This is a genomic window from Pseudomonas sp. FME51, from assembly GCF_014897305.1.
Genome location: NZ_JABUYN010000012.1, coordinates 1 through 26,624, shown reverse-complemented (window position 1 = coordinate 26,624; position 26,624 = coordinate 1). Strand labels below are relative to the sequence as shown.

Sequence of the window (26,624 nt, the reverse complement as noted above, 5' to 3'; positions counted from 1 at the left end):
CGAAATCACTTCTTTCCGGCAGCAAACAGCACATCCAGCTTCTGCTCGAAAGCGTGGTAACCGATGCGATCGTACAGCTCCATGCGAGTCTGCATGGTCTCGATGACATTCTGCTGATGACCTTCGGTACGAATGGCGTTGTAGACATTCTCGGCAGCTTTGTTCGCCGCGCGGAAGGCCGACAGCGGGTACAGCTGGATAGCAACACCCACCGAGGCCAGTTCTTCACGGGTGAACAGCGGCGTGGCGCCGAACTCGGTGATATTAGCCAGCACGGGTACATTCAGCTCCTTGACGAAGCGCTCGTAGGTCGGCAGGTCATAGGCCGCTTCGGCGAAGATGGCGTCGGCACCCGCTTCCACGTAGCGCTTGCAGCGCTCAAGAGCCGCCTCGACACCTTCGGCCTGAATGGCATCGGTACGGGCGATCAGGAAAAAGTCCGGATCGGTCTTGGCATCGGCAGCGGCGCGAACCCGGTCAACCATCTCCTCGGTGGAGACAATTTCCTTGCCCGGGCGGTGGCCGCAACGCTTGGCACCGACCTGATCTTCGATGTGGGCAGCCGCAGCCCCGGCCTTGATCAGGCTCTTGACCGTACGCTCGATATTGAAGGCGCTGGGACCAAAACCGGTATCGATATCCACCATCAGCGGCAGGTCGCACACGTCGGTGATCCGACGCACGTCGATCAGCACATCCTCAAGGGTGTTGATACCCAGATCCGGCAGGCCCAGCGAGCCCGCTGCCACGCCGCCACCAGAGAGATAGATGGCTTTGAAGCCGGCACGCTTGGCCAGCAGAGCGTGGTTGGCGTTGATCGCGCCAATAACCTGAAGCGGTTGCTCTTCAGCTAGTGCCTGACGAAAACGTTGGCCTGGGGTCTTGTTCATTGAGTGTTCCCTCCTGAGGATATGGTGGCGTCGCGCTGCTCCAGCATGCGGCGCTCAATGTTGCGGCGAGATGCGCTGATATGTCGGCGCATCAGCATTTCCGCGAGCTCACCATCACGATCGGCGATGGCTTCGATGATTCTGTGGTGTTCAGCGAACGCCTGTTGTGGGCGTTTCGGTGTGGAAGAGAATTTGTAACGGTACATGCGCACCAAGTGGTAGAGATCGGCGCAGAGCATGTCGCTCAATGTGCGATTCTTGCTGCCCTGGATGATCACATAGTGAATATCCAGGTCACCTTCCTGCTGATAGTAGGACTCGTTGGCCTTGAGCCCGGAGTGACGCTCGTGGGTGGCCAACACATCACGCAGGTTGGCGATTTCCTCGGCTGTCATGTTCTGTGCGGCCAGCCGGCAGGCCATGCCTTCCAGCGCTTCACGCACATGGTACAGCTCGATCAACTCTTCATAGCTCAGCGACACCACGCGCACTCCGGCATGCGGGATACGCACTACCAGGCGGCGCCCTTCCAGGCGGCGAATGGCTTCGCGCAATGGGCCGCGACTGATGCCGAAGGTAGTAGAAAGAAACTGTTCGCTGATGCGCGTACCCGGCGGGATCTCACCTTTAACAATAGCTGTCTGCAAGCGCTGAAAGGCACCGTCAGACAAAGTTGCAGCGGGGATGACACTCTCGAAACCAGCCAATTGTTGACAACCTCATTAGAATATATCGCCAGAAAGCCGCTATTGAGACGAATAATGCCTTCCACCGAATAGGATTGTCAACAATCTGGATTAAAAACCCAATTACACGGGAAAAGGCCCAGGGAACTTATGCTTATGGGTACCGGTCTGCTTGGCATGCTAATATGCCGCCTGCCTCACGCTGCCTCTACCTCCCTGTTCACGGAGCGAAGCAGCAATCCAACACTGCAGCTGAGAACACTATGCAATCGATCAATACCCATCTGAAGATTATGATCGCCCTTCTGGTCAGCTTGGGCCTGCTGATCACGGGATACCAGATATATGTACTCGACATCCCCGTTCGCGAAGATGAAACCGATGATATCTGGAGCCTGGATGCGAAGATCGAGTTCCGCGCCAGCAGCGGCGTACCCGTCAAGGCTCAGTTATTCATTCCGCCGCTGAATCAGAAGTTCGTCAGCCTCAATGAGAGCTTCATTTCCAACAACTATGGCGTGAGCGTCAACCAGCAGGACGGCAATCGCCGGGTGACCTGGTCCGCACGCCGCGCCAGCGGCACGCAAACGCTGTATTACCGCCTGGTACTGACCAATCGCTATGGCACCGAACCCGCCGCAGCTCAACCGCCCGCGCCCCGTCAGCCGATCCCGCTGGATGGCCCGGAGCAGATTGCCGCTGACGCCCTGATCAACCCGATACGCCAGCATTCGGCGGATATCGAGACCTTCATCAGCGAAACCATTCGCCGAGTGAATGACATTACCGATGACAACGTTCGCCTGTTGCTCGGCGGTGATAGCAGCGCTCTGAGCAAGGCCCGGGTGATCGATGTGCTGCTGTCCAACGCACGCATCCCGCTGGAACTGGTACACACCATCCGCCTTGAGGCCACCCCCAACCAGCAACCTGAACTCTGGCTGCGCAGCTATAACGGTGAGCGCTGGCTGTACTTTCATCCGGAAACCGGACAGCAGGGTATACCCGATAACCGCCTGGTCTGGTGGACCGGCACCACGCCACTGCTGAGCCTGGAAGGCGGCAGTGGCGGCAATATCAACTTCACTGTCAGCAACAGCGAAATGAATGCGCTGCGACTGGCCAAGATGACCACTGAAAACAGCCCCTCCGCGTTGCTGGAGTATTCCCTGTACGGTCTGCCGCTGCAGGCGCAGCAGGTGTATCAGGTGATGATCATGATTCCAATCGGCGTCCTGGTGATCCTGGTGCTGCGCAATCTGATCGGCATTCAGACACTGGGGACTTTCACTCCGGTACTGATCGCCCTCGCCTTCCGTGAAACCCAGGTCGGCTGGGGTATTCTGCTATTCACCCTGATCACCGCGCTGGGGCTGTCGCTGCGTTCCTACCTGGAACATCTGAAACTGCAGATGCTGCCACGGTTGTCGATCGTACTCACCTTCGTGGTACTGGTGATTGCCGCTATCAGCCTGTTCAGCCACAAGCTGGGCATCGAGCGCGCACTGTCGGTATCCCTGTTCCCCATGGTGATTCTGACCATGACCATCGAGCGCCTGTCGATCAACTGGGAAGAGCGTGGCGGCGGTCATTCATTCAAGGTCGCCCTGGGCACGCTGATAGCGGCCACCCTGTCGCACATGCTGATGAGCATCCCTGAGCTGACCTATTTCGTCTTCACCTTCCCGGCCATCCTGCTGGTGCTGGTGGGCTTCATGTTGGCCATGGGACGCTACCGCGGCTACCGTCTCACCGAACTGATGCGCTTCAAAGCGCTGACCAAACAGGGCTGAGGAGAGACCATGTTTTTCTGGAACATCTGGAAAGCCCTCAGTGACAACGGCGTCATGGGCATCAACCGACGCAACGCGGACTATGTACTCAAGTACAACAAGCGCAGCCTGTATCCGGTGGTGGATGACAAGATCCTGACCAAGGAACGCGCCATCGCCGCCGAGATCAACGTGCCTGATCTGTACGGCATCATTGATACGGAAAAGGGCATCAGCCAGTTCGCCAAGCTGGTGGAGAACCACAAGGATTTCGTCATCAAGCCTGCGCAAGGCGCAGGTGGTGACGGTATTCTGGTGATCGGTGATCGCTATGAAGGCCGCTATCGCACTGTCTCCGGCAAGATCATCAGCCACGACGAGATCGAGCATCATCTCTCCAACATCATTTCCGGTTTGTACTCGCTCGGGGGCCATCGCGACCGGGCACTGATCGAATACCGGGTCAAACCCGACCCTATTTTCAAGAGCATCAGTTACGAAGGTGTGCCGGATATCCGCGTCATTCTGCTGATGGGTTATCCGGTCATGGCCATGTTGCGTCTGCCAACCCGCCAGTCCGGCGGCAAGGCCAACCTGCATCAGGGTGCCATCGGCGTGGGTGTGGATCTGACCACCGGCATCACCCTCAAGGGCACCTGGCTGAACAACAAGATCAGCAAGCACCCGGACACCGCGAACCCGGTGGACGGTGTGCAACTGCCCGACTGGGACGGCTTCATGCGTCTGGCCACTTCCTGCTATGAGCTGTCTGGTCTGGGCTATATCGGTGTGGATCTTGTGCTGGATGAAAAGAAAGGCCCGTTGATTCTCGAGCTTAACGCCCGTCCCGGCCTGAACATTCAGATTGCCAACGACGCCGGGCTGACGCATCGCTGCCACAAGGTAGAAAAACATATCGCCGAACTGAAGAAAGCCGGCAAGACCGAGACCGTGGAAGAACGCATGGCATTCTCCCAGAAGCATTTCGGCAAACCGGTCTTCCTGAGTGCGGATGAAGCGCCTGTCGAGCCTGAACCGACCGAATGACCTCGCCCTACCAGATGACCGAACTGCCCTGGCAAGCCGACCCGCTGCCAGGGCTTTTTGCCTTTCGCGACATGGGCAATCCAGTCCTGCTCGACTCCGCTGCCAGCGGTGATCCACTGGGTCGCTACAGCATCCTCGCTGCCGCCCCGCTGCAACTGATCACCCCGCAGGACAATGAAACCGGCGCCCAAACCATCGACCGCCTACGTCATGCGCTTCAGCTGCTTGGCCCCGCCTCCTGGCCTGAAGACCTGCAGCTGCCCTTTGGCGCCGGCGCGCTCGGATTCATCAGCTATGACTTTGGGCGCTCCCTGGAACAGATGCCAACCCATGCTCGCGCGGATATTTCCCTGCCCGCCCTGCAGATGGGTATTTACCCCTGGAGTCTGATCAGCGATAACCAGCTGCGCCGCCGCTGGCTGGTATGTCACCCGATTGTCGACAAAAGCGATCAGGCCGAACTACTGGCCCGCCTGGCCAGCTCAGCACTCGAGCCGGATGCGTTCACCCTGCGCAACCCCTTCACCGCAGAGCAGTCCCAGCCAGCCTACCTGCAGGCCTTTGCCCGTATCCAGGATTACATCCAGGCCGGCGACTGCTACCAGGTGAACCTGGCCCAGCGTTTCTCCGCACCCTGCCAGGGCGACCCCCTGAACGCCTATCAGCGGTTGCGCGAAGCATGCCCGACACCCTTTGCAGGCTATCTGGAGTCCGCTGAACACGCCTTGCTGTGTCTGTCTCCAGAACGCTTTCTGAAAGTGCAGGATGGCCAGGTGGAAACCAGACCCATCAAAGGCACCCGCCCACGCGGTCACACCCCAGAAGAGGATCTGGCGCTTGCCACAGAACTGCGACATAGCCTCAAGGATCGCGCGGAGAACCTGATGATCGTCGACCTGCTGCGCAACGATCTGGGACGTGCCTGCCGCTTCGGCAGCGTCAAGGTGCCCAAGTTGTTCAGCATCGAAAGCTACCCCAATGTGCATCATCTGGTCAGCAGTATCACCGGCCAGCTGGCCAGTGGGCAGGATGCCCTGAGTCTGCTGACTGGCGCCTTTCCCGGCGGCTCGATCACCGGCGCCCCGAAAATCCGCGCCATGCAGATCATCGAGGAACTGGAACCGGTACGACGCAGCCTGTATTGCGGCAGCATCGGCTACATAGGGTGTGAGGGACAGATGGACCTGAACATCGCCATCCGCTCTCTGGTGCATCAGGATGATCGCATGTACTGCTGGGGCGGCGGCGGTATAGTCGCCGATTCGGAGGGTGAAGCGGAATATCAGGAAAGCCTGACCAAGGTGCGGGTATTGATGGAGAGCCTGGGGTAGCTGGCTGCTGGACTGGTGTGGGACTTCGCTTATGGGGCGGGCTATCTCGACACGCTGCAAGTACATCCCTGTAAGCTCGCGGTCGCCATCCCTGGCGACACGACGGTCGCGCTAGCCCGCCCCACAAGCTCCGTCAGAGGCTTTTGAGCTGCGGAGGGCAAAGACCAAAACCAGCAACCAGCCTTACAGGCTCAGCGGACGATTCGAGGCTTTGATGAATTCCTTCTTCAGATCCTCGAAGGTATGCACTGCAGGGAACTGCGGGAATTCGGCGATGACATTGTCCGGGGCGTGGAACAGAATGCCGGCGTGGGCTTCGGACAGCATGGTGGTGTCGTTGTAGGAGTCACCAGCGGCAATCACCCGGTAGTACAGGCTCTTGAAGCCCAGTACCGACTGGCGCTTGGGGTCTTTCTGGCGCAACTGGTAATCCACCACCCGGTCATTTTCGTCAATGACCAGCTTGTGGCACAGCAGCGTCGGGAAGCCCAGTTGACGCATCAGCGGCTGGGAGAACTCATAAAAGGTATCGGACAGAATCACCACCTGGAAACGCTCGCGCAGCCAGTTGACGAATTCCACCGCGCCATCCAACGGCGTCAGCGTACCGATCACTTCCTGAATATCCGACAGCTTCAGACCATGCTCATCGAGAATGCGCAGACGCTGCTTCATCAGTACATCGTAATCCGGGATATCCCGTGTGGTCGCGCGCAACTCGGCGATACCGGTTTTCTCGGCAAAGGCAATCCAGATTTCGGGGACCAGAACACCTTCGAGGTCAAGGCAGGCGATTTCCACAGAGTACTCCTGAAGCAGTGAATGAACTGGCGCCGTAATCTACCGGGTCCGCTAGCCAGGCGCAACGCCGAGCTGACCGGGCGGCCTTTTTAATAACGCCAGAGCATAAAACTATAACTAAACAAAAGCAGAAGTACTAAGCAACCCTTGTTAAAATGCCGCGATTACAGATGGCCCGCGTGCACGGGCCGCATAGCGGGAGAGCCTGATGTCCACCAACCTGTTCGATGTAGAAACCCTGGCCGCAGAATATGCGACCAAATCGCCGCAAGATATTCTCAAGCTGGCCATCCAGCATTTCGATGACCTGTGGCTGTCTTTCAGCGGCGCAGACGATATCGTCGTTCTCGACATGGCGTGGAAGATCAATCCCGACATCAAGGTCTTCACCCTGGATACCGGACGCCTGCACCCGGAAACCTACCGCTTTCTGGAAGAAGTCAGAAAGCACTATGGCATTCAGCTGGACGTATTATCGCCCGACCAGCAGGCCCTGGAAGCCTATGTCAGAGAGAAAGGATTGTTCGACTTCTATGAAAGCGGCCATGGCGAATGCTGCGGTATCCGCAAGATCGCCCCGCTACGCCGCAAACTGGCCGGCGTCGATGCCTGGATCACCGGTCAGCGTCGCGACCAGAGCCCTGGCACCCGTAGCAATGTCCCGGTAGTCGAGGTCGACGGGGCATTTTCCAGTCCGGGAAAATCGTTGATCAAGTTCAACCCGCTGGCCAACTACAGCAGCGAGGATGTGTGGAACTACATCCGCATGCTGGAGATTCCTTACAACAGTCTGCACGAACGCGGCTTCGTCAGCATCGGCTGCGAACCCTGCACCCGTGCAGTCCTGCCCAACCAGCACGAGCGCGAAGGTCGTTGGTGGTGGGAGGAAGCCACGCAGAAGGAATGCGGGCTGCATGCAGGGAACCTGATCGCAAAGAATTGAGTTATGCGGTGTCGGCCTATCAGGCCGACCACTCAATACACCGGCAGCTCTACCGCCTCGAACAGCGCTTCGATCTCCTGCCGGTTCTGACACTTCAGCACTTCCTCGATACGCTCGCGCGTCAGATGTGGCGCGAAGGCCTCGATGAAGTCATACATGAAGCCACGCAGAAAGGTACCGCGGCGAAAGCCGAGATGGGTCACGCTGGATTCAAACAGATGGCTGGCGTCGATGACCACCAGGTCGTCATCGATCTTCGGGTCAACGGCCATTTTCGCCACGATGCCAACACCCAGCCCCAAACGCACATAGGTCTTGATCACGTCCGCATCCGCAGCGGTGAACACCACCTTGGGTGAGAGCCCCTCGTGGCTGAATGCATCATCCAGTTTGGAGCGCCCGGTAAAGCCGAATATATAGGTCACCAGCGGCTGCTCGCTGAGGGCCTCCAGGGTCAGCTTGCCGGCCTCCGCCAGGGGATGCCCCTTCGGCACAATCACACAGCGATTCCAGCGGTAGCACGGCATCATGATCAGCTCGTTGAACAGCTCCATCCCTTCTGTAGCGATGGCGAAGTCGGCGGTGCCGTTGACGGCCATTTCACTGATCTGGGTGGGTGTTCCCTGATGCATGTTCAGGGAGACGTCGGGGTAGCGCTGCATGAAGCGACTGATCACCGGCGGCAAGGCATAACGTGCCTGAGTATGCGTGGTGGACAGCGTCAGCACGCCCTTGCGCTCATGGCTGAATTCCTGGGCTATCTGCTTGATGCTTTCGCACTTGCGCAGAATCTCGCCCGCGGTCTCAATGATCTTCACACCCGCAGGCGTGATGCGCGTCAGATGCTTTCCGCTGCGGGAAAACACCTCTACGCCCAGTTCATCCTCAAGCAAACGAATCTGCTTGCTGATGCCCGGTTGAGAGGTATAAAGGCTTTGCGCTGTCGCCGACACGTTCAGATCATGATGTGCCACTTCCCAGATATAGCGCAGCTGCTGCAGTTTCATTGAGACCATCCCCCTCTTGGATCAAGCGAAACATCATGGACCCTTTATAACCAGATTCATAGATACATGACTCAGGTTAGACCAGAATATCCACCAGCAAGATCCAAAACGGGAATCAGTCCCACCGCCTGTCGGTTAGTCGGCAGGCGCGGAATAACCTGCCTCAATGAACTGCAGCATTTGCAGCAGCGCCTCGGTCTTGGGCATGCCGACGCCAGCCTCTGCAGCAAGCTTCAGCGCCTCGCCATAGAGACTGTCCAGCTCCATCGGCCGCTTATGCAACCAGTCGTGATACATGCTCGGCAGATAGTCTGGCATGCGCTGAGTGCCTGCCAGCAGCTTCTCTGCCAGCGACTCGGGCATCTTGTGGCCACAAGCTTGTGCCGCATCCACGACCTCTTGCATCAACTCGCCGACCAGTTGGCGGCTTGCAACGTTGTCGAGCAACGTCTGAGTACCGGCATTGAGAATGACTGAGACACCGTTGAAGGGTGCGTTCCATACCAGCTTCTGCCAACGGGCGCCGTCCAGGTTGCCCATTTCCCGGGCCTTCAGGCCTGCATCACGGAACATCGCTGCACCAGCGGCAATAATCTCCTGTTGCTGCTGCTCATCGGCCGGGCCGGAATGGTAGGCCAGATCGATCATGCCGTTGTCCTGATGCACCACCACACCGGGTGCCTTGCGATACAGACAGACGTAGCACAGCCCACCGATCAGATGCAGATCCGACGGCAATAGCTGGCGCAGCTGCTGTTCATTGTTCAATCCGTTCTGCAGCAAAACTACCCGGGCACCCGACGCAGCCGCCTTGGCAATGATGGGCGCGAGTGTCTCGTTGGTGGTCGACTTTGCACCAACCAGCAACCAATCGCAGGGCGGCATATCGGCGACGTCGGCATAAGCCTGTACCGGATTGAGATTAAGCTCACCGTGCACCCGGCTTTCCACGGTAATGCCGTGCTCGCGGACAGCTGGATATTCGCTGCGCAGCAGAAAATGAACATCATGGCCCGCGCGGGCCAGCATCAACCCGTAGAATCCGCCAATGGCGCCCGTGCCGATTACGCCGATACGCGGCTTTGCGTTTTGCATGTGTACCTCTTGTTTTAACGATGCGCGAAAGTGTCGTCCATGTTAGTCGCTGAGCGCACTCGGCAACAGTCGGCAAAGTGACAAAGCCATTCGCAACAATGCAGCCCAGACGCAAACCTTGCGATTTACAGGGTCTATCAGACCAATACCGAGCCGACAGGGTAGCCGTAGCCGCCGTGCATGCTTTAAGCTGTCGGCCACTATTCAGAGGCCGACCGGTTGGTGGCCGAAAGACACGCTGGGATGGAAAATGGCCGATTTACCTATTAATGATCTTAACGTTGCTTCCAACGAAGTGATGATTACCCCTGCCCAACTCAAGGCCAGGATACCCATGAGCGACGCTGCGCAAGCCACCATAGTGGAAAGCCGTCAGGTCATTCGCGATATTCTGGACGGCAAGGATCACCGCCTGTTCATCGTTATCGGGCCCTGCTCCATCCATGACGTGGAAGCAGCCAAGGATTACGCCCGCCGGCTCAAGGCTCTGGCTGAAGAAGTCAGCGACACCCTGTATCTGGTGATGCGCGTGTATTTCGAGAAGCCGCGCACTACTGTTGGCTGGAAAGGCCTGATCAACGACCCCTATCTGGACGACAGCTTCAAGATTGAAGACGGACTGCATATCGGTCGTCAGCTGTTGTGTGATCTGACCGACATGGGCCTGCCTACCGCCACCGAGGCGCTGGACCCTATTTCACCGCAGTATCTGCAGGACCTGATTTCCTGGTCAGCGATTGGCGCGCGCACCACCGAATCCCAGACCCACCGTGAACTGGCCTCCGGCCTATCCTCGGCGGTCGGTTTCAAGAACGGTACTGACGGCAATCTTGGCGTCGCCATCAACGCGCTGCAATCAACTGCCAGCCCGCACCGTTTCATGGGTATCAACCACGAAGGTCAGGTATCCATCGTCACCACCCGCGGCAACCGTTACGGTCACGTGGTACTGCGTGGCGGCAATGGCAAGCCAAACTATGATTCGGTCAGCGTGTCCCTGTGTGAAAAGGAACTGGAAAAGTCCGGAATCACTCCGAACATCATGATCGACTGCAGCCACGCCAACTCCAACAAGGACCCTGCCCTGCAGCCCCTGGTGATGGACAACGTCGCCAACCAGATCGCTGAAGGCAACACCTCGATTGTCGGCCTGATGGTCGAAAGCCACATTGGCTGGGGTAGCCAGGCCATCAACAAGGATCTGTCGCAGCTGGAATACGGCGTATCCATCACCGATGCCTGTATTGACTGGGATACCACCGTTCAGGCGGTACGCAGCATGCACGCGAAGATCAAGGATACGCTGCCCACGCGCAAGCGCGGCCAGTAGCGTCACAGGCAGCATTAAAAAACCCGCTTAGCGGGTTTTTTAATATCAGCTCGAGGGTTGCTGTCGCTGCATGTAGTGCTCAACGTAAGAGCATGAAGGAATGACCGTATACCCATGCTCATCGGCATATTTCAGCGCCTCGACGGTCAGCTTTTCCGCCAGCCCCTGACCACGGAGGGCGTCAGGCACATAGGTACGATAGATATCCATGGTCTGCTTGCCCAGATCCATATAGGCGAGATAGGCTCGCCCGCCCTCGGCGGAGATATAGAACTGCTTGCCTTCGGTGTCGTGCTGGACCGGAGCATCGGCGGTCATGACAGCCTCCTTCTAACGCATCGAAAATGATTGAATACAATGGACCTGCGACAGCGCCATAAGATTCCATCACTGCTGCAGCCCGTTACGCCGGCGGCGTAACACCCATACCCAACGCCATCAGTAACGCGATGGACGCAAGGCAGGCTATCACCGGGACGACCACGGTAACAGCAAACATGTCCTTGTAGGCTTCCTTATGTGACAGACCCATGATCATGAAGGTGGCGATCACCGCCCCGCAGTGCGGTAACGAATCCAGACCGCCGGCCGCGATCGCCGCGATACGGTGGAGGATTTCCGGCTGAATACCCATCTCCAGATAACTGGGCGCAAGCGTCTGCATGAATATCTGCAGGCCACCCGAGGAGGAGCCAACAATCGCCGACAGGGTACTGACCGAGGTAAACACCGACAGCAGCGGCGGCATGTCCACGCCGAGTATCCACTGCGCAAACTCACCGAAACCGGCCGTCTGAGTCACTACCCCGCCAAACCCGATCACCGCGGCGGTATTCAGCAGCGGCATGACCGAGTCTTCCGCACCCTGGCCGAATACCTGCCCTAGCTTTCTGCGGGCGCTGACAAACAGCGCCCCACAGGACAGCGCACCAATCACCAGAGCAATGCTGGGCCAGATAATGGGTTGGGCTGCACTGAAGCGCAGAATGGCTGCGAATACGCCTTGTGTTTCCGACCAGTCCGCCATGCCCAGAATTAATCGCGGCAGCATGATCACACCCAGCACCAGTAGCAAGGGCACCAGCGCCAGGCCCCAGGGCGGCGCATCATTGGGATCACCGATCAGTTGCTCCATACGCAGGTCCTGGGCGTTTTCCACAAAGCCCTCACCATTGGCTCGAGCCAGTCGCCATTCGCGCTCCACGTACCACATACCCAGCCCGGCCATGATCACTGCCGCAAACAGACCAATCCAGCCGCCTGCGAACAGATCGGTGCCCAGAGAACTGGCAGAAATCACGTTATGAATGGAAGGTGTACCCGGCAAAGCGGTCATGGTAAAGGTGCCGGCCCCCACTGAAGTCGCCGCGCACCAAATCCGTTTGGGCAGATTGGCCTCACGCATCAGCGTGATACCCAGTGGATACATAGTGAAGACCACCACGAAAACCACGACGCCGCCATAAGTCAGCAAGGCGCAGACCACCATGCCGACCAACAAGGTGTGTTTTACGCCCAGCCCGCGGGTAATCGCTACAGCAATACTCTTGGCTGCCTGGCTGGTGGCCATGGCCTTACCAAAAATGGCACCACAGAGAAATAGCAGAAAGAATTTGCCGGCGAAGGTAAAGGCCCCCAGCGGACCGAAGGGATAATGCTCCAGCAGAGCGGCGGGCAGCAGAATGCCATTGGGAATGGCGACTACCAAAGCGCAGACAATCGAAGCAAGAAAGATATTCACGCCTCGCAGTGCAAATCCGATCAGCAGAATAAGCCCTGCAAACAACCCGATATATCCCAGCATATGCTGCAGTTCCTTTTTATATTTATCGGGAATACGGTAACTCAGATGCCCTGGGGAACAAACCGGGACGTTGTTCAGTCAATGTGCTGAATGTCGGCAAAGACCTGCTGGTTATGACGCGGGTCAATCACCATCCGTCGGGAGAACTGCTAATATGAACTGGTCGGCAAAACGACATTATTGTTAAACGAAGGGGTATCACGATGAACATTGCACTGAAACTTTCGGCGTTGTCTCTGGCCGGCCTGCTGATTGCTGGCTGCAGCAGCAATCAGTATCAGGAAGAGACCAGCACGCGCCTATCCGCCAATGAGAATGCGGCAGCCCGTGCGCAGTCCACCGCTGACGAAGCGAATCGCAAGGCCGACGAAGCCCTGGCCGCGGCACAACGCGCTCAGCAGACGGCTGACGAAGCCAACGAGCGCGCCCTGCGCATGCTGGAAAAAGCCAGCCGCAAGTAAGCAGGCTGTGTTACTGCGAAGGGGTTCGCCGCCAATTGCGATACCTTCGCAGTGCACTTCAGAGTGAACCATAAGGTTCACCAATCACTGCGGGCACGCCATCTTCGGCATACACCATGTCGCGTATCTTCTGCCAATCCAAGCGGTACCCCGCCACCAGCTCGCTGCGCGCCTGAAACAGTTCCTGAATCGCTGCCTGCTTGTCCAGCGACGACGGAAAACCATGCTCATCCAGCGGCGTATGCACTTCCAGATACAGCTTGTTTGCGTGCACGCCAAGCTTGTAGGGCTGATTGACGATGGTAACTGCGGTGCCTATTGGCACTTGGGGAAAGAGTTCGGTCACATCCTGATTGTTCATGCGAAAGCAGCCATGGCTGACACGCATGCCGATGCCGAACAGCTTGTTGGTGCCGTGGATCACATAGCCGCTCATCGCCAGATTCATCTTGAACGGTCCCATGGGATTATCCGGGCCCGGTGGCACCACCGTTGGCAGCGGGTCTCCCGCAGCTGCATGTTCCTCGCGGATCGATTGCGGCGGGTACCAGGACGGGTTGGCCTCCTTGCGCGCAACGCGGGTCTCGCCTATTGGTGATGACCAGCCTTGGCGACCTATGCCCACAGGCCAGGTACTAACAGCTCCGCCAGCCGCTGGATAATGATAAAGACGGTACTCCGGCAGATTGATGACGATGCCACTGTGCGGCGTGTCGGGCAGAATCTGCTGCCCGGGCATCCGAATCGACGTACCCTCTCCCGGCAGCCAGGGATCCACACCGGGATTCGCCGCCTGCATCTCGAGAAAGCCGAAGCCATGCGTTTCACCCAGATCGGCAAAGGTATCCTCGAACACCGCATCCAGGGTATACACCGACCCAATCATCTGCTGTTCCGGCGAATCCAGCACATATTCCGCCGCGATCACCGCAGCGCTCAAACTGGCAGACAACATACCGACCACTATCTTGCCTGGCAGGTATTTCATGATTCAGCTCCCGGCTGGTGCATACAGATCGAATTGTTGCGCCATGGCAGGCAAGGCTGCCCCCCGACGCGTTGCCGCTCGCCGCCCGTTGCCGCGCAGCGATTGCGCTGTATCCCGGCAGTGCGGGCACAGATTTTTCAGCAATTGCCGGGTCAGCTCCTGGTAGACCGGCCTGGAGGGTAATAGATCACCGCACAGCGACCGTTCCAAAGGTGCATCCAGCCGCAAATTGATGTCAACCAGATGGTGATGCCACGGGTCTCCCACAAACAGGTCCTGTTGCTCATCCTGCTCAACTACACACCATCGCCTGGCAATCCACGACATCGTCACCCAAACCGCTCCTCACACCGAATAAATGCCATCACTGCTTAAGCCACTGCTTGATGGACGGCCAGGCATTATCCAGCAAAATCGACTGGGCTGCAGCTGTTGGATGCACGCCATCGCCCTGCATCAGGCCTTCCACTCCGCCCACGCCATCCAGGAGGAAGGGTACCAGCGCCACGTCATGCTCACCGGCAACATCAATAAACACCTTTTCAAAGGCATCCGAGTAACGCGGGCCGTAATTTGGCGGGATGCGCATACCCAGCAGTATGACGTCGGCATCGGCATTTCTGGCCAGTGCGACCATGGCAGAAAGATTCTGTTGCATATTCGCCGTCGGCAGCGCCCGCAGGCCATCATTACCGCCCAGCTCGATCACCACCAGCGCCGGCTTCACTTGCTCCAACAGCGCGGGCAGCCGGGCCAGACCACCTGCGGTGGTGTCGCCGCTCACCGAGGCATTGATCACCTCATGGGGGTGATCCTCCTCGGCCAATCGCTGCTCCAGCAGTGTCACCCAGCCCTGCTCGATTTCCAGACCGAAAGCGGCACTGATACTATCGCCGACCAGCAGAATATTCTGTGCCGATGCAGGCATCGCCAGCAGGCAGAACAGAACGGATGCAGCGCATTTCTTCCAGACACTCATCAAGGCCGATACCCATGTCAGACAGCGTTATCATTGCCAGCCACCTTAGCAAAGTCGTCGATGCCCCGGAAGCAAGGCTGACCATCCTCGATGATGTCAGTCTGAGCATTGCGCGCGGCAGCAGTGTGGCCATTGTCGGCGCTTCCGGCTCGGGCAAGTCCACCCTGTTGAGCCTGCTGGCCGGACTGGATCTGCCCAGCAGTGGCGAGGTCATTCTCGCTGGCGAATCGCTCAGCGCCCTCGATGAAGACCAACGCGCTGCTCTTCGCGCCGAACATGTCGGCTTTGTGTTCCAGTCCTTCCAGCTGCTGGACAGTCTGAGTGCCCTGGAAAATGTCATGTTGCCCCTGGAGCTTGATGGCCGTCGGGACGCTGCTGCACGGGCCCGGCAACTGCTGGAGCGCGTTGGCCTGAATCAGCGCACCAGCCATTACCCCCGACAGCTGTCGGGTGGCGAACAACAGCGTGTCGCCATCGCCCGAGCCTTCGCCAGCGAGCCCGCCATCCTGTTTGCCGATGAACCAACCGGTAACCTCGACGCGGTTACCGGGGCACGCATCACCGACCTGCTGTTCGAACTCAACCGCGAACAAGGTACCACCCTGGTGATGGTCACCCATGATGAGCGCCTGGCACTGCGCTGCGAAAGTGCGCTGCATCTCGACGCCGGGCGCCTCAAGGAAGACCAGCCATGATAGGTCGCGATCTGCCTCTGGCCTCGCGCCTGTTGCTGCGCGAATGGCGCGCCGGCGAACTGCGAGTCATGCTGCTGGCACTGGTGATTGCAGTACTGGTCAGCACTGCAATCAGCTTCTTCACCGACCGCCTGCAACGCGGCATGGCCACGCGCGCCGCCGAGTTTCTCGGCGCCGACATGCGCATCTCATCGCGCGAGCCGCTGCCGGTAGAACTCCTCCAGGAAGCTATCAACAACAGTCTTCAACACACTGATATTGTTGATTTTTCAAGTGTCACCTCAAGCGAATCCGAGATGCAGTTGAGCAGCATCAAGGCGGTCGGGGCCGGCTATCCGCTTCGCGGAGAGGTGCGCACCAGCCAGCACTCCTTCGGCGTAGAGCAGGTTGCCAGCGGCATCCCCGACAGCGGTACCGTGTGGATCGAACCACGCCTGCTGAATGTGCTCGGACTGGACGTCGGCGATCAACTGGAGATCGGTTATGCCCAGTTGCGGATTACCGCCCTGCTGACCCACGAACCGGACCGCGCCGGTGATTTCTATAGCCTCACCCCGCGCATACTGATGAATCTTAATGATCTGCCAGCCACCCGCGTGGTGCAACCGGGCAGCCGAGTACGCTACCGGCTGCTGGTCAGCGGTGCCGAAGCGGACCTGCAGAACTACCGCCAATGGCTGGAACCACGCCTCCAGGATCATCAGCGCCTGACCTCCGTTGCCGATGACAATCGGCAGATCGGCAGTGCGCTGGAGCGCGCCAACCAGTTCCTCGGATTGGCCAGTATCGCCGCCGTCGTATTAGCGGGGGTGGCTGTGGCGCTATCCGCCAGCCGCTTTGCCGGTCGCCACTATGACACCAGTGCACTGCTGCGCTGCCTGGGAGCCAGCCGCCGACGTACCTTGCGACTGTTTCTCATCCAGCTGCTGGGGCTGGGCATCCTTGCTACGGTGCTCGGCCTGCTGCTCGGCTGGCTCATGCAATGGGGACTGGTGCATCTGCTACGCGAGCTGCTACCGCCAGATTTACCGCCGGCCGGTATCAAGCCATTGCTGGTCGGCTCGGCCACTGGACTGATAGGTTTGCTCGGCTTTGCCCTGCCCCCGCTATTGCGCCTGGGCAGAGTGTCGCCCTTGCGCGTGCTACGCCGGGAACTGACGCCCCTGCCGGGCAGCGCCTGGGTTATCTACGGCTTGGCACTGAGCGGCCTCAGTCTGTTGATGTGGCAATTCACCGGCAATCTGCCGATGACCCTGGCGGTGATTTTTGGCGGCGCGCTGGCAGCTCTGCTGCTCGGCAGTCTCGCCTGGCTGCTGTTACAGGCCAGCGGGAAGCGCCTGCGCAATGCCGGACTGGCCTGGCGCCTGGGTAGCGGCCAATTGCTGAAACAACCGACAGCCGCGGCCGGTCAGATTCTGGCCTTCGGCCTGATCCTGATGTCCATGGTGGTCATCTTCATCCTGCGCACCGAACTGCTGGACACCTGGCAGGCGCAACTGCCGGACGATGCTCCCAATCATTTCGCCCTGAACATCCTGCCCACGGAAGAACCCGCGTTCCGCCAGGCATTGGCTGATATCGGCGCCCGCAGCGCTCCGCTGTACCCGGTCACCCAGGGGCGCTTGACCGCCATCAATGGCGAGGCAGTGCGTGAGCACGTGACCAAGGACAGTCCTGGTGAGCGCGCCATTAACCGCGACCTGAGCCTGACCTGGGCGGCCGACCTGCCCGCGGACAATCAGCTGCGGGCAGGTCAATGGTGGGAGCAGCTTCCCGCCAGCGAAAGCCATCGGGTATCGGTGGAAGCGGAATTGGCCGACAGTCTTGGCGTCAGCCTGGGCGACCAACTGAGTTTCGTCATCAGCGGCGCAACACTGGAAGCCGAGGTCAGCAGCATACGTGAGGTCAACTGGGACAACTTCACGCCCAACTTCTACATGGTGTTTTCACCCGGCGCATTGGATGGCAAACCCAGCACCCTGCTGACCAGCTTCAATCTACCGGCAGATCAGCGCGATGGCCTGCGCGAACTGACCCGCGCTTTTCCCGCCATGACACTACTGGAGGTCGAAGCCATACTGGAGCAGCTGCGCGACATTCTCGATCAGGTCACCCTGGCAGTGGAATATGTACTGGTGTTCGTGCTGCTGGCCGGCTTCACCGTGCTGTTCGCCTCGCTGCAATCCACATTGGACAGCCGCCTTTACGAAGGTGCATTGCTGCGTACCCTGGGCGCCCGTCGAGACCTCCTGCGCAAGGCCAACCGCCTGGAATTCAGTCTACTCGGCGCCCTCGCCGGCCTGCTGGCCGTCGTCGCCGCCGAACTCATCACCTGGCTGCTGTACCGCTTCGCCCTGAACCTGGACTGGCAACCGCACTATCTGCTCTGGCTACTGGTACCCGTCGGCGGCGCACTGCTGATCGGCATCGCCGGCGCCCTCGGCACCCGCGCCGTGGTCAACCAGAGTCCGATGAAACTGATCAATCGAGGTGGGTGATAACAGGCGAAGCTTGTTGTGGCTGGTGGGGGTAGGGAACAGGTTGGTCAATAGGGTGGTGCTGACACGCTGCAAGTACATCCCTGTAAGCTCGCGGTCGCCATCCATGGCGACACGACGGTCAGCACCACCCTATTGACCAGCCTGTTCCGCATACCATTTGTATGGCTGATGGTTTTCAAACCCTTAGCCACTCCATACCTCTGCGCCGTGAGTGGCCTGACTGCGACCGTTAGATCGTTCCACGCTCCGGCGTGGAAATACATGCAGGGACGCACTGCGTCGCGGCTTCAGCATTGTGCAAACAGTGGGATCGGACGCTGGAGCGTCCACAGCCCGGTTCCCACGCTGGAGCGTGGGAACCATCGGTTTGGGGGGCAAGCTCCACGCTCATCTGGCACTCCCTTCACGGCCCACTCCGCAGCACTAGATCGTTCCCACGCTCCAGCGTGGGAATGCATGCAGGGACGCTTCGTCGCGGCTTCAGCATTGTGCAAACAGTGGGATCGGACGCTGGAGCGTCCACAGCCCGGTTCCCACGCTGGAGCGTGGGGACCATCGGTTTGGGGGCAAGCTCCACGCTCATCTGGCACTCCCTTCACGGCCCACTCCGCAGCACTAGATCGTTCCCACGCTCCAGCGTGGGAATGCATGCAGGGACGCTCTGCGTCCCGATTCACAGCCACGCAGACCGGCCAGCCCGGACGCTGAAGCATCCGCAGCGCGGGCTCCGCTCAGCCCTTCTCATACTCGATCGAATTGATATACCAAAGCGTGGTGCCCGCGTCGGTTGTCACTTCTGCCTCGTCATCGACCTGCTTTTTCAACAGCGCTCTGGCCATGGGGGAGTCGATGGATATGTAGTCCTTGCGGTTGAATATCTCGTCATAACCCACGATCCGGAACCGCAGGCGCTTTTCCTCTTCGTTCTCGATTTCGACCCAGGCGCCGAAGAACACCTTGCCCTCCTGCTCGGAGCGATAATCGACGACCTTGAGATATTCCAGGCATTTACGCAGATAGCGCACGCGGCGATCGATCTCCCGCAGGCGCTTCTTATTGTATTGATATTATAACCCCACCCAAAAGGTACTATTCCTATCGCCAAGCCCGTGTCTCACGCATCTCTCCTGCGACGTGGGCACTCCCTTCTTAGCCTACCTTGCCCTTCGCTAATCCTCGATCCCAGCCCAGCGACTACCGTGGCTTCGAGCAAATGCACGCACTTCGGTTGCGCGTCTTTCTGACAAGCATCAGCCTACACAGATGACTAATGCCCACGTGACTCATCGACCAAGAAAGAACGCCTCACGGCGCACCCCAAACATATTTTGCTACCTGAAAAGGTGCGCCTATATCCAACGTGCACCTCGGTTTGTGTCTGTCGGAAGCTCTGCGCCCAGTGTGTCGTTAAAGTTTTCGTCAGCGCATAGCAAAGAAATTGACCTGCTGAGAGCTGCGTAATTCACATGGCTTTTGTTCACAAAATCTATGTTAACTATATAGACGTGAGCTCAGGTAGGTCATATGAGCTACCTGCACTTCTTACAGAGAAAGGAATACTAGTTTCCCATGTAAAGTATCTGGCTCACTTTTCATACAAAAGCAGATCATGGCAAGAGCGTTCCTGCTATGCATTACGGCTTCTTTTAAGCTACATAAATGCAACCCCTGAAATCCTTAGTGCTACAAAAACCCTAAAATCATTTACTGAGTCACTTTTAATCGGAACCATAGATAGAAACCTTAACGACCCATTGCAACTGTACTGGCGCACACGCAGGCCTACAGATGTGAACAACTTATTGTTTCATATAACAACCTACACTGACTTTATTGAATTTACGAACCCTGAAGGATCAAGCAAAATCAACCCCTTTAGAAAAGCAACCTCATATGAAGAGCGGCTCAATTGGTGCGCTTACTACCATAAGCAAGCAAATGTTTTTCTAAATCACCTGACAAAAAAACCAGAAACCGAGCAATATTTAAAGAAAACAAGAGTTATATCTCGATACAAAGAAAGCGTTATAGACTACGAGTACGCGACCAGATTCCCTGAAAAATATTTAGAAAAACTATTATATGAGGGCTTCACAAGAAACGGCATCATCGACTACAAATCGATAGCTATAACCATGCTGATGAACTATGGAGGACTCAGGAAAAGTGAAATATTTCACATTTACACCTCTGACATTACATTGAACCCGAATCACAAAAAAGAAGCTTTGGTTAGGATATATCACCCTGAAGAAGGAGAATCTCCCGATCGAGCACTAAAAAATAGAAGAGAGTATCTAACCACCAACACAAATTACGTACCAAGAAACCTTTACCTTCATACCAAGAGGCTCTATGCCGGATGGAAAGACCCTGTATTGAACTCAAAGAGAGGTTATTTTGAGGTCATATTCAACCCTCCTCAAAAAGCAGAAGAATTTCTTTCGATATGGGTTCTTTATCTAAAACACCAGAGAGTTGAGCCCTCAAAAAACAACCAACACCCATTTGCTTTCACTAATACTAAAGGCGATCCTGAAACTATAAAAAACTTCCAACGCCAATATAGAAATGCCGTGGAGAGGATTGGATTGGCATGCTCTTTAAGCGAAGGAACCTCGGAGCATGGGCACAGACACGCATATGGATTCAGACTAAGCGAGTCTGGACTAAATAACTTTGAGATTCAGAAAGCAATGCATCACAAAAACCCCCTATCGTGCGTTGTTTATACCAAGCCAACTCAAGATGAAATACGACAAAAGTTAAGAGACGCGGAATAATGATCAAGCAGCCCCCCTTCTCACTTGATAAAAAAACCAAGAATTTTACATATGACCAACTGAAACAAAAATGCAAAGAACTTAATATAACCAACAGCACGCTATACAGGGAAAACTACAAATCATATAAGCTTCCTGCAAACCCAAACCGTTTATATCGGGATCAATGGACGAGCTGGATCGACTTCTTCGACATACCAACATTCCTCACATACAAAGAATCACTTAAACTAATTAAAACATTTAAATTTAAAAATGCGAAGGAGTATCGCTCACATTGCATGAGAAACGAAAACTCAGGACTTCCTTTATCTCCAGAAAACACTTACCCCATCGAATGGGAGAACTGGTATGTCTACCTAGGCAAACCGGAGCCATATAAGCCTGAGTACCTACCGAAACAGTATAAACAATGGACTTTTGCAATATTAGAATTCATGAAAACCGCTAAGGGAGGCGGCACCAAAGTAACCAGCATATGTAAATTTGTTAGATTATTCATAATGGAGCATGACAAAAGCAATTCGCCACACGATTTCTTGCTGCAAGAAAAACTTGATATCAGGCCTCTCAAAAAAATCACAATGAGCTTTGAGAAATATGAAGCTCAAAGACGATTCATAAAGGCTTCGCACGAGTTTCTACAGTTTATTATCGACAATGAATTAACTGTTGAAGACGAAGATACTGGTGAGATCATAAGAATTGGGAACGTGCGAAACCCTTTAGATCACTATGCACTAAGTCTATACAAAACAACATCATACAAACCAACTGAGACAACGAAACCTTGCCTTCAATACTTTTACGTAAAAAAAACTCAAGATTGGATAATACCCAAAGACGCTAAAAATTTTCGAGACTTAAAGCACCTACATAAATACGATACGGACTGGCAAAAGGTTAGCATCCATCAGATAGACAAAAACGACCCCGACTGTGTATACAAGATAATAAGCAAACAGGCTTATATATGGTGTCCAGCAGAATGGGTGCAACTGTTTACTCTTGTGAAGATACCTCTTAGGGGGAAACAAATTGCTTACAATGATTCAGGTGAGGCAGATGAGTTCATAGCAGACCTTGACGAGAAGAACAATATAGTATGGAAAAAAAACAATTCAATCTTCGCAGGCCAAACCAAAGAGCAGTCTTTTATAAAAAAATACCCTGATGGTGAGTTTGGCATTTACACCACCACAAACAAAACAAATAGCAACGGTAGCGGCTACAGCATACCTTGGATACCTGAGGATTTAACATATTGGCTGATAAAGCTTAGGAAATGGCAGGAAAAATATAACCCAATTGCTGAGCCAACTCCTTGGCTGAACTGCGTTCGGACTCATTTTAATCAAACACAACTAAAGACCAAAGGTAGTAACTGCTTTTTATTTAGGCGCTTTATGGATCACGAACCAGGAGATGTACATAACGCCTTAGCCCCTAGACTTGCTGCTTCACTATACAACATACAACCATCAGGCATAAGACTCTCTACTTTAGAAGGAAGCCCAGCCGGCTTATTTAACTACAAAACCAAATACACTCCTCACTCTATGCGCGTCAGCCTTATTACCGCATATGTTTTTGAGAAAGGGATGCCTATTGAAATGATGATGAAAATCGTCGGGCACAGCTCAACCATGATGACATTATATTATTGCAAGATAACTTCCCAAGACATAAGAAAGCGACTAGAAGATGCGGAAAAGATAAAACTAAAGAATGAGGCCGCCTCAATACAAGATATAATTGAATCCGAAAGAATAGATCAAGTCAAAAACAAATTAATAGGCTCGAACAGTGAGATACTTAACTCCTTTGACAACTCAACGCCAGTTGGAAATTACATTTTCAGAGATTATGGAATATGCCCATATGCTGCATCGAGGTGTGAAGATGGGGGAGCCAAACTAGCTAGCAGCTCCTTTTATGAACAAACACCATATGGTTACCTCGGCACTCAAAACTGTTTGCGTTGCCGACATTTTATTACCGGCCCTGCTTTTATTGGCGGTCTTTTAGCCATTGTCAATGAGATAATCTTGCAAGCCAACACCCAATCAGGATTATGCCTAGATTTACAACTCCAAGTCGATGAAATTAACGCCCAAATAAGGTCTCTTGAAAAACAAAAGTACATAGCAAGCCTCAAAAAGGATCCTTTTTTATATGACGGCCAGATAACCACCCTCGAAAGAGACTTAAGAAGCTATGAATCAGAATATGAGTTATCTGCAAAAAAACTAGACATGTTTCTCTGTGACATTCAATCATCCTACATCCTGATAAACAAGTGCCAAGAACTTCTCAGCCTTGGAGTACAAGGAAATATTGACAATGAAATATCACTTATCTCGATGCAAGAAGCTGAACTAAAGCTCGAACTGGAAGAAATAAGCCATTACCAGCAGCTGCAGGAGGTATGCAGCAATGCAACTATATACAAATCCTGCAACGCAACTGATGCCATTCTCCCCCGCACTCAAATGTTAGATAAAATGGCCCTTTTCAATGATATAAGACCCAGCCTATTTCTTCTCACGCCAGAGCAACAGCTTATTGCAGGAAACCAAATCAACAAACTACTCACCACCAGATTAAAGTCATGGAAGCAAATAAACAAGCTAGTTAACTGTGAAATAAAAATGGACGAGCTTCACGGCCTGGAAAGCATTGAAAAATCTGAAATAGATATAATTCTGAGAACAGCCACAAAGCTCATATCTAACACTTCAAACCCTTACAACATAATCGATTAATCATAGGCAACACATGACACCTGAAGATGTCCTCTCAGTACTAATGCAGACCGCCACCCCTAAATCCCGAACGACGCTTCAAGCAATCTATGATATATGTAATGAACAACGTAAACGGGGCGTATATGAATTCTCGGCCACCATAATCTCCAGGCTTGGTGAAGACAGAGGCGTACCAAAGGCTCAAAGCATTCGCAACAGATCTGGTGTGAATTATAGAGCTCTATTGCAAGCGTTTACAGACGCATCACCCAAAAAAAAGCTCAAAAGACCGTCTAATTCCGAGTTAGAATGGATTGATGAAATAAAAGATCCTAAGCAACGCTTGTTTACCGAGATAATGCTATCAGAACTTAAAGAAGCAAAACTAAAGATAACGGAGTTAATCCCTCCAAACCAACGAGTTGACATTTATGACTACGGTGCATCTCAACCAAGCGAACATCGCCTCTCTGATCTTGAGATCAAAGCTTTAAAGCATTTGCTCTCCAATGAGTTTCGTCTAAAATGGAACTTGCAAGAAACGGAATTTGGTGAGCTTGTGGATAGTAACGGGGCCGTAGTGTTTAGGATGGCCACAATTGATGCGTTAAAAAAGGCTCTAGAGCATTTAGCATGAAACGAAATCTAATAACTCCTGAAGGCTATGACAAGCTTAAGGATGAGCTTGATTATTTAACACGCCAAGAAAGGCCTGCGATCACAAAAATCGTAACATGGGCTGCCAGCTTAGGAGATAGATCTGAGAACGCTGACTATACTTACAACAAGCGAAAGCTACGAGAAATCGATAGAAGGACGAGATACTTAATAAAAATATTAGAGAGTGCCGAAAGAGTTTACTATCACCCTCAACAAGAGGGCAAAGTTTTTTTTGGTGCTTGGTGCACTCTTGAAAATGAAGGGGGAGCTCACATTCGGTTTCGAATTGTTGGTGAAGAGGAGGTTTACGGAAATAAAAATTACATATCTTTACGGTCCCCGATGGCTAAATCGTGCTTAGGTAAGTCAGTTGATGATGAGGTATGTGTTCACACACCAAGTGGGGATGCCTACTGGGTAATCAGAAGTATTAGCTATTGCAACTAATAAATTAGCTTCTCACCCTGATAATCTAAGCCACCTTATAACTCTCTAATCTTGCCACACTGAAGCTTAGTCTGTGAAGCGCCATCTTTTCTTGACCGTAGATTATACGTCCAGGTTTTACACAAGGTGGCCGCTAAAATTTAGCGTTATAGTATACGGTTACCGTCTGGTAATACCAACTCAAGCACACCTTTGACACCGTCAGGATAGTTTCCACTTATTCCACAACATACCCACCATCGCTGCGTACCCGGGCAGCTGAGCACCCCCAATATAGGAAAAAGCAACTGCATAGAGATACCTCGTGTCGGTGGTACAGTTGTTGTTGAGTGGCCCGCTGAGCACGCTCGTCAGTGTGTCGCGCCGTTGCGCAATATTGGATGTAATGGCCCATGCTTCTCAGCGACTAGAGCCAGCACCTCTCTGCACCGCGTCTGTAGCCGAGCTCCCAGTTCAACTTCCTGAAACAGAGAGGCGTTCAAAGGCCATGGAGTTCTAGGGTCGGCCTCGGCGCCGCCAGTCGGGGGTAGATTGCTGAAAGCCAATCAATTGGTGTGTTCAGGTCGAATTCTTCCTTCATCTGGCGCAGCGGTTTGAGTTCCGGGTAATCCTCTGCTGCTGCACTTAACGCCATCAGCACACCCGAGGTATCACCTGCTATGCGGCACCGCTCCGCCAGTGCGAGCCCCATGCAAGCTTCCACGTTGGGTGGAGCTTTGATGCCATTCTTCGTGTGCCGCTTACTGTAATAGCGATTCAGCTGCGCTTGATGTACGGAAATTGTCCAGCCGGTGTCACTGCCTATTAGCGCCTGCGCGATCAATGATTCAACGCTCGGCTGGTTCAGCAAGATTGCGAGATGGCTCAGCGCACACTAAAGGTTCTAGGTGTAACAATTTTCTGGGCCACCTAGGTTGAACTCATTGTGACTGGTACTGGACTTCAACAAACGATCATCTTCCCGTTCTACTCGCTGCCATAAAACTCATTCTTAACGATCAAACCTAAATGCTGACTGCTGTTTGTCACTTGGTCATCAAATACATTCTCGATCCTTCGCTCCTGTTTGAGATAAGCAATCGTTTTGAAGAAGCAGTACTCACAGAGATGCACCTCATAATGCTCACTATCGTGCTTAGCGCCATAACCCCAGCGCGCCTCAAGGCATCCGTATTGAAGACCACCGCTTTCATGCAGGGTGGAGCTATCGCATACATCACACAAAACATCGGTAACAGTCTCAACATCGATTCGCCCACGAATCTTCATCGCTGCTCTCCAAAAGATGAGTTTTAAGAGCTCCGCATACTGCCCTAGACTACATCTATCAGTTTATGCGCTCCCTTATACCGACTCCTATCTCTTACCCCTTTTCTCGTCAAGATTACTAACGACCTATCCCAGTCGAAGCTACCCCTGACAGTGGTTAATTTCAACATCTACCAGATATCGCGGAAACGAACCCACCTACTCCGGTTGGAGTGAGGAGCCAATTATACCTCTTTGGATAATCAGGGTATAATTCATCAAAACCTTTGAGATAGACGCCTGCACGCTGTCGTCCACTCAAAAAACTGCTCACGATTCACACCTATACAAGGCTGAATCACACCGGGTTTTATGGAGGCCATTCCGTTTAAGTCAGGCCGCCACGGCC

The 26,624-nt window shown here is 54.5% G+C and carries 24 protein-coding genes and 1 pseudogene; 12 read left to right on the top strand and 13 right to left on the bottom strand.

What is annotated here, in order from left to right; genetic code table 11:
* Window positions 1-5 precede the first annotated feature (5 nt).
* Together prpB and INT39_RS17915 are read right to left on the bottom strand one after the other, a co-directional pair.
* A complete protein-coding gene (prpB, locus tag INT39_RS17920; protein ID WP_193075376.1) occupies window positions 6-890 on the bottom strand; it encodes a methylisocitrate lyase in 885 nt (294 codons plus the stop codon).
* Complete coding sequence (locus INT39_RS17915; protein WP_193075375.1) at window positions 887-1,597, bottom strand: GntR family transcriptional regulator; 711 nt, start codon at window positions 1,595-1,597, stop codon at window positions 887-889. Before INT39_RS17915 ends, prpB begins: the two co-directional genes overlap by 4 nt.
* Window positions 1,598-1,839: 242 nt before the next feature.
* Between INT39_RS17915 and INT39_RS17910 the strand changes: the two genes are divergently transcribed.
* From INT39_RS17910 to pabB, 3 genes are read left to right on the top strand one after another with little or no spacing between them, the layout of a single operon-like run.
* Entirely contained in the window at window positions 1,840-3,369 is a 1,530-nt protein-coding gene (locus tag INT39_RS17910; RefSeq protein ID WP_193075374.1) for an inactive transglutaminase family protein, read from the top strand.
* Window positions 3,370-3,378: 9 nt separating this feature from the next.
* Complete coding sequence (locus INT39_RS17905) at window positions 3,379-4,395, top strand: alpha-L-glutamate ligase-like protein (protein WP_193075373.1); 1,017 nt, start codon at window positions 3,379-3,381, stop codon at window positions 4,393-4,395.
* Entirely contained in the window at window positions 4,392-5,726 is a 1,335-nt protein-coding gene (pabB, locus tag INT39_RS17900) for an aminodeoxychorismate synthase component I (protein WP_226944878.1), read from the top strand. Before INT39_RS17905 ends, pabB begins: the two co-directional genes overlap by 4 nt.
* Before the next feature lie 183 nt (window positions 5,727-5,909).
* On the opposite strand, the gene thrH is transcribed toward pabB, so the two are convergent.
* Entirely contained in the window at window positions 5,910-6,527 is a 618-nt protein-coding gene (thrH, locus tag INT39_RS17895; protein ID WP_193075372.1) for a bifunctional phosphoserine phosphatase/homoserine phosphotransferase ThrH, read from the bottom strand.
* Window positions 6,528-6,735: 208 nt separating this feature from the next.
* On the opposite strand from thrH, the gene INT39_RS17890 reads away from it, so the two are divergent.
* Window positions 6,736-7,470 (top strand): phosphoadenylyl-sulfate reductase, encoded by a 735-nt coding sequence (locus tag INT39_RS17890; RefSeq protein ID WP_193075371.1) that lies wholly within the window; start codon window positions 6,736-6,738, stop codon window positions 7,468-7,470.
* Between the two features lie 32 nt (window positions 7,471-7,502).
* Here the strand turns inward: INT39_RS17890 and cysB are convergent, their stop codons facing one another.
* A complete protein-coding gene (cysB, locus tag INT39_RS17885) occupies window positions 7,503-8,477 on the bottom strand; it encodes an HTH-type transcriptional regulator CysB (protein ID WP_193075370.1) in 975 nt (324 codons plus the stop codon).
* 135 nt (window positions 8,478-8,612) lie between these two features.
* Window positions 8,613-9,572, bottom strand: coding sequence for a putative 2-dehydropantoate 2-reductase (locus tag INT39_RS17880; RefSeq protein ID WP_193075369.1), 960 nt, complete (start codon window positions 9,570-9,572; stop codon window positions 8,613-8,615).
* Between the two features lie 250 nt (window positions 9,573-9,822).
* On the opposite strand from INT39_RS17880, the gene INT39_RS17875 reads away from it, so the two are divergent.
* Window positions 9,823-10,902 carry a 3-deoxy-7-phosphoheptulonate synthase gene (locus INT39_RS17875; RefSeq protein WP_193075368.1) on the top strand — a complete coding sequence of 360 codons (1,080 nt, stop codon included), beginning with the start codon at window positions 9,823-9,825 and terminating at the stop codon, window positions 10,900-10,902.
* A gap of 45 nt (window positions 10,903-10,947) precedes the next feature.
* Here INT39_RS17875 and INT39_RS17870 read toward each other — a convergent pair whose 3' ends face one another.
* Together INT39_RS17870 and INT39_RS17865 are read right to left on the bottom strand one after the other, a co-directional pair.
* On the bottom strand, window positions 10,948-11,220 hold the full coding sequence (locus tag INT39_RS17870) for a GNAT family N-acetyltransferase (protein WP_193075367.1): 273 nt from the start codon (window positions 11,218-11,220) through the stop codon (window positions 10,948-10,950).
* A gap of 85 nt (window positions 11,221-11,305) precedes the next feature.
* On the bottom strand, window positions 11,306-12,706 hold the full coding sequence (locus INT39_RS17865) for a GntP family permease (protein ID WP_193075366.1): 1,401 nt from the start codon (window positions 12,704-12,706) through the stop codon (window positions 11,306-11,308).
* Window positions 12,707-12,909: 203 nt separating this feature from the next.
* On the opposite strand from INT39_RS17865, the gene INT39_RS17860 reads away from it, so the two are divergent.
* On the top strand, window positions 12,910-13,167 hold the full coding sequence (locus INT39_RS17860) for an Lpp/OprI family alanine-zipper lipoprotein (protein ID WP_090272469.1): 258 nt from the start codon (window positions 12,910-12,912) through the stop codon (window positions 13,165-13,167).
* A gap of 58 nt (window positions 13,168-13,225) precedes the next feature.
* Here the strand turns inward: INT39_RS17860 and INT39_RS17855 are convergent, their stop codons facing one another.
* From INT39_RS17855 to INT39_RS17845, 3 genes are read right to left on the bottom strand one after another with little or no spacing between them, the layout of a single operon-like run.
* Window positions 13,226-14,155 (bottom strand): L,D-transpeptidase family protein, encoded by a 930-nt coding sequence (locus INT39_RS17855; RefSeq protein WP_193075365.1) that lies wholly within the window; start codon window positions 14,153-14,155, stop codon window positions 13,226-13,228.
* A 3-nt stretch (window positions 14,156-14,158) separates the two neighbouring features.
* On the bottom strand, window positions 14,159-14,488 hold the full coding sequence (locus INT39_RS17850) for a hypothetical protein (RefSeq protein ID WP_193075364.1): 330 nt from the start codon (window positions 14,486-14,488) through the stop codon (window positions 14,159-14,161).
* A 31-nt stretch (window positions 14,489-14,519) separates the two neighbouring features.
* On the bottom strand, window positions 14,520-15,134 hold the full coding sequence (locus tag INT39_RS17845) for an arylesterase (RefSeq protein WP_193075363.1): 615 nt from the start codon (window positions 15,132-15,134) through the stop codon (window positions 14,520-14,522).
* 14 nt (window positions 15,135-15,148) lie between these two features.
* Between INT39_RS17845 and INT39_RS17840 the strand changes: the two genes are divergently transcribed.
* Window positions 15,149-15,829 carry an ABC transporter ATP-binding protein gene (locus INT39_RS17840; protein WP_193075362.1) on the top strand — a complete coding sequence of 227 codons (681 nt, stop codon included), beginning with the start codon at window positions 15,149-15,151 and terminating at the stop codon, window positions 15,827-15,829.
* Window positions 15,826-18,327 (top strand): ABC transporter permease, encoded by a 2,502-nt coding sequence (locus INT39_RS17835; protein WP_193075361.1) that lies wholly within the window; start codon window positions 15,826-15,828, stop codon window positions 18,325-18,327. The genes INT39_RS17840 and INT39_RS17835 overlap by 4 nt, the downstream gene beginning before the upstream one ends.
* Window positions 18,328-19,061: 734 nt before the next feature.
* Here the strand turns inward: INT39_RS17835 and INT39_RS17830 are convergent.
* Window positions 19,062-19,397: pseudogene (locus INT39_RS17830) on the bottom strand (GreA/GreB family elongation factor); the annotation flags it as partial.
* A gap of 399 nt (window positions 19,398-19,796) precedes the next feature.
* Here INT39_RS17830 and gmtY point away from each other — a divergent pair.
* Genes gmtY through greB form a run of 4 tightly spaced genes read left to right on the top strand, consistent with a single transcriptional unit; the run spans window position 19,797 to window position 24,967 of the window.
* Entirely contained in the window at window positions 19,797-21,113 is a 1,317-nt protein-coding gene (gene gmtY, locus INT39_RS17825) for a gamma-mobile-trio recombinase GmtY (RefSeq protein ID WP_193075360.1), read from the top strand.
* Window positions 21,113-23,878, top strand: a complete 2,766-nt coding sequence (locus INT39_RS17820) for a VPA1269 family protein (protein ID WP_193075359.1) — start codon at window positions 21,113-21,115, stop codon at window positions 23,876-23,878. Before gmtY ends, INT39_RS17820 begins: the two co-directional genes overlap by 1 nt.
* Window positions 23,879-23,891: 13 nt before the next feature.
* Window positions 23,892-24,497: a gamma-mobile-trio protein GmtX gene (gmtX, locus tag INT39_RS17815; protein ID WP_193075358.1), complete on the top strand. Its 606-nt coding sequence runs from the start codon at window positions 23,892-23,894 to the stop codon at window positions 24,495-24,497.
* A complete protein-coding gene (gene greB, locus INT39_RS17810) occupies window positions 24,494-24,967 on the top strand; it encodes a transcription elongation factor GreB (protein ID WP_193075357.1) in 474 nt (157 codons plus the stop codon). The genes gmtX and greB overlap by 4 nt, the downstream gene beginning before the upstream one ends.
* Window positions 24,968-25,445: 478 nt before the next feature.
* On the opposite strand, the gene INT39_RS17805 is transcribed toward greB, so the two are convergent.
* Entirely contained in the window at window positions 25,446-25,817 is a 372-nt protein-coding gene (locus INT39_RS17805; protein ID WP_193075356.1) for a hypothetical protein, read from the bottom strand.
* A 116-nt stretch (window positions 25,818-25,933) separates the two neighbouring features.
* Window positions 25,934-26,236 (bottom strand): hypothetical protein, encoded by a 303-nt coding sequence (locus INT39_RS17800; RefSeq protein ID WP_193075355.1) that lies wholly within the window; start codon window positions 26,234-26,236, stop codon window positions 25,934-25,936.
* Window positions 26,237-26,624: the final 388 nt, after the last annotated feature.

What these genes read in the sequence shown, in the direction of transcription:
- pabB (WP_226944878.1), top strand. Translation starts at nt 4,392, where the DNA reads ATGACCTCGCCCTACCAGATGACCGAACTGCCCTGGCAAGCCGACCCG.
- INT39_RS17840 (WP_193075362.1), top strand. Translation starts at nt 15,149, where the DNA reads ATGTCAGACAGCGTTATCATTGCCAGCCACCTTAGCAAAGTCGTCGAT.
- INT39_RS17865 (WP_193075366.1), bottom strand. Translation starts at nt 12,706, where the DNA reads ATGCTGGGATATATCGGGTTGTTTGCAGGGCTTATTCTGCTGATCGGA.
- INT39_RS17910 (WP_193075374.1), top strand. Translation starts at nt 1,840, where the DNA reads ATGCAATCGATCAATACCCATCTGAAGATTATGATCGCCCTTCTGGTC.
- greB (WP_193075357.1), top strand. Translation starts at nt 24,494, where the DNA reads ATGAAACGAAATCTAATAACTCCTGAAGGCTATGACAAGCTTAAGGAT.
- gmtY (WP_193075360.1), top strand. Translation starts at nt 19,797, where the DNA reads ATGGCTTTTGTTCACAAAATCTATGTTAACTATATAGACGTGAGCTCA.
- INT39_RS17800 (WP_193075355.1), bottom strand. Translation starts at nt 26,236, where the DNA reads ATGAAGATTCGTGGGCGAATCGATGTTGAGACTGTTACCGATGTTTTG.
- INT39_RS17905 (WP_193075373.1), top strand. Translation starts at nt 3,379, where the DNA reads ATGTTTTTCTGGAACATCTGGAAAGCCCTCAGTGACAACGGCGTCATG.
- INT39_RS17880 (WP_193075369.1), bottom strand. Translation starts at nt 9,572, where the DNA reads ATGCAAAACGCAAAGCCGCGTATCGGCGTAATCGGCACGGGCGCCATT.
- INT39_RS17890 (WP_193075371.1), top strand. Translation starts at nt 6,736, where the DNA reads ATGTCCACCAACCTGTTCGATGTAGAAACCCTGGCCGCAGAATATGCG.
- gmtX (WP_193075358.1), top strand. Translation starts at nt 23,892, where the DNA reads ATGACACCTGAAGATGTCCTCTCAGTACTAATGCAGACCGCCACCCCT.
- INT39_RS17875 (WP_193075368.1), top strand. Translation starts at nt 9,823, where the DNA reads ATGGCCGATTTACCTATTAATGATCTTAACGTTGCTTCCAACGAAGTG.
- INT39_RS17835 (WP_193075361.1), top strand. Translation starts at nt 15,826, where the DNA reads ATGATAGGTCGCGATCTGCCTCTGGCCTCGCGCCTGTTGCTGCGCGAA.
- prpB (WP_193075376.1), bottom strand. Translation starts at nt 890, where the DNA reads ATGAACAAGACCCCAGGCCAACGTTTTCGTCAGGCACTAGCTGAAGAG.
- INT39_RS17855 (WP_193075365.1), bottom strand. Translation starts at nt 14,155, where the DNA reads ATGAAATACCTGCCAGGCAAGATAGTGGTCGGTATGTTGTCTGCCAGT.
- INT39_RS17845 (WP_193075363.1), bottom strand. Translation starts at nt 15,134, where the DNA reads ATGAGTGTCTGGAAGAAATGCGCTGCATCCGTTCTGTTCTGCCTGCTG.
- cysB (WP_193075370.1), bottom strand. Translation starts at nt 8,477, where the DNA reads ATGAAACTGCAGCAGCTGCGCTATATCTGGGAAGTGGCACATCATGAT.
- INT39_RS17820 (WP_193075359.1), top strand. Translation starts at nt 21,113, where the DNA reads ATGATCAAGCAGCCCCCCTTCTCACTTGATAAAAAAACCAAGAATTTT.
- INT39_RS17870 (WP_193075367.1), bottom strand. Translation starts at nt 11,220, where the DNA reads ATGACCGCCGATGCTCCGGTCCAGCACGACACCGAAGGCAAGCAGTTC.
- INT39_RS17860 (WP_090272469.1), top strand. Translation starts at nt 12,910, where the DNA reads ATGAACATTGCACTGAAACTTTCGGCGTTGTCTCTGGCCGGCCTGCTG.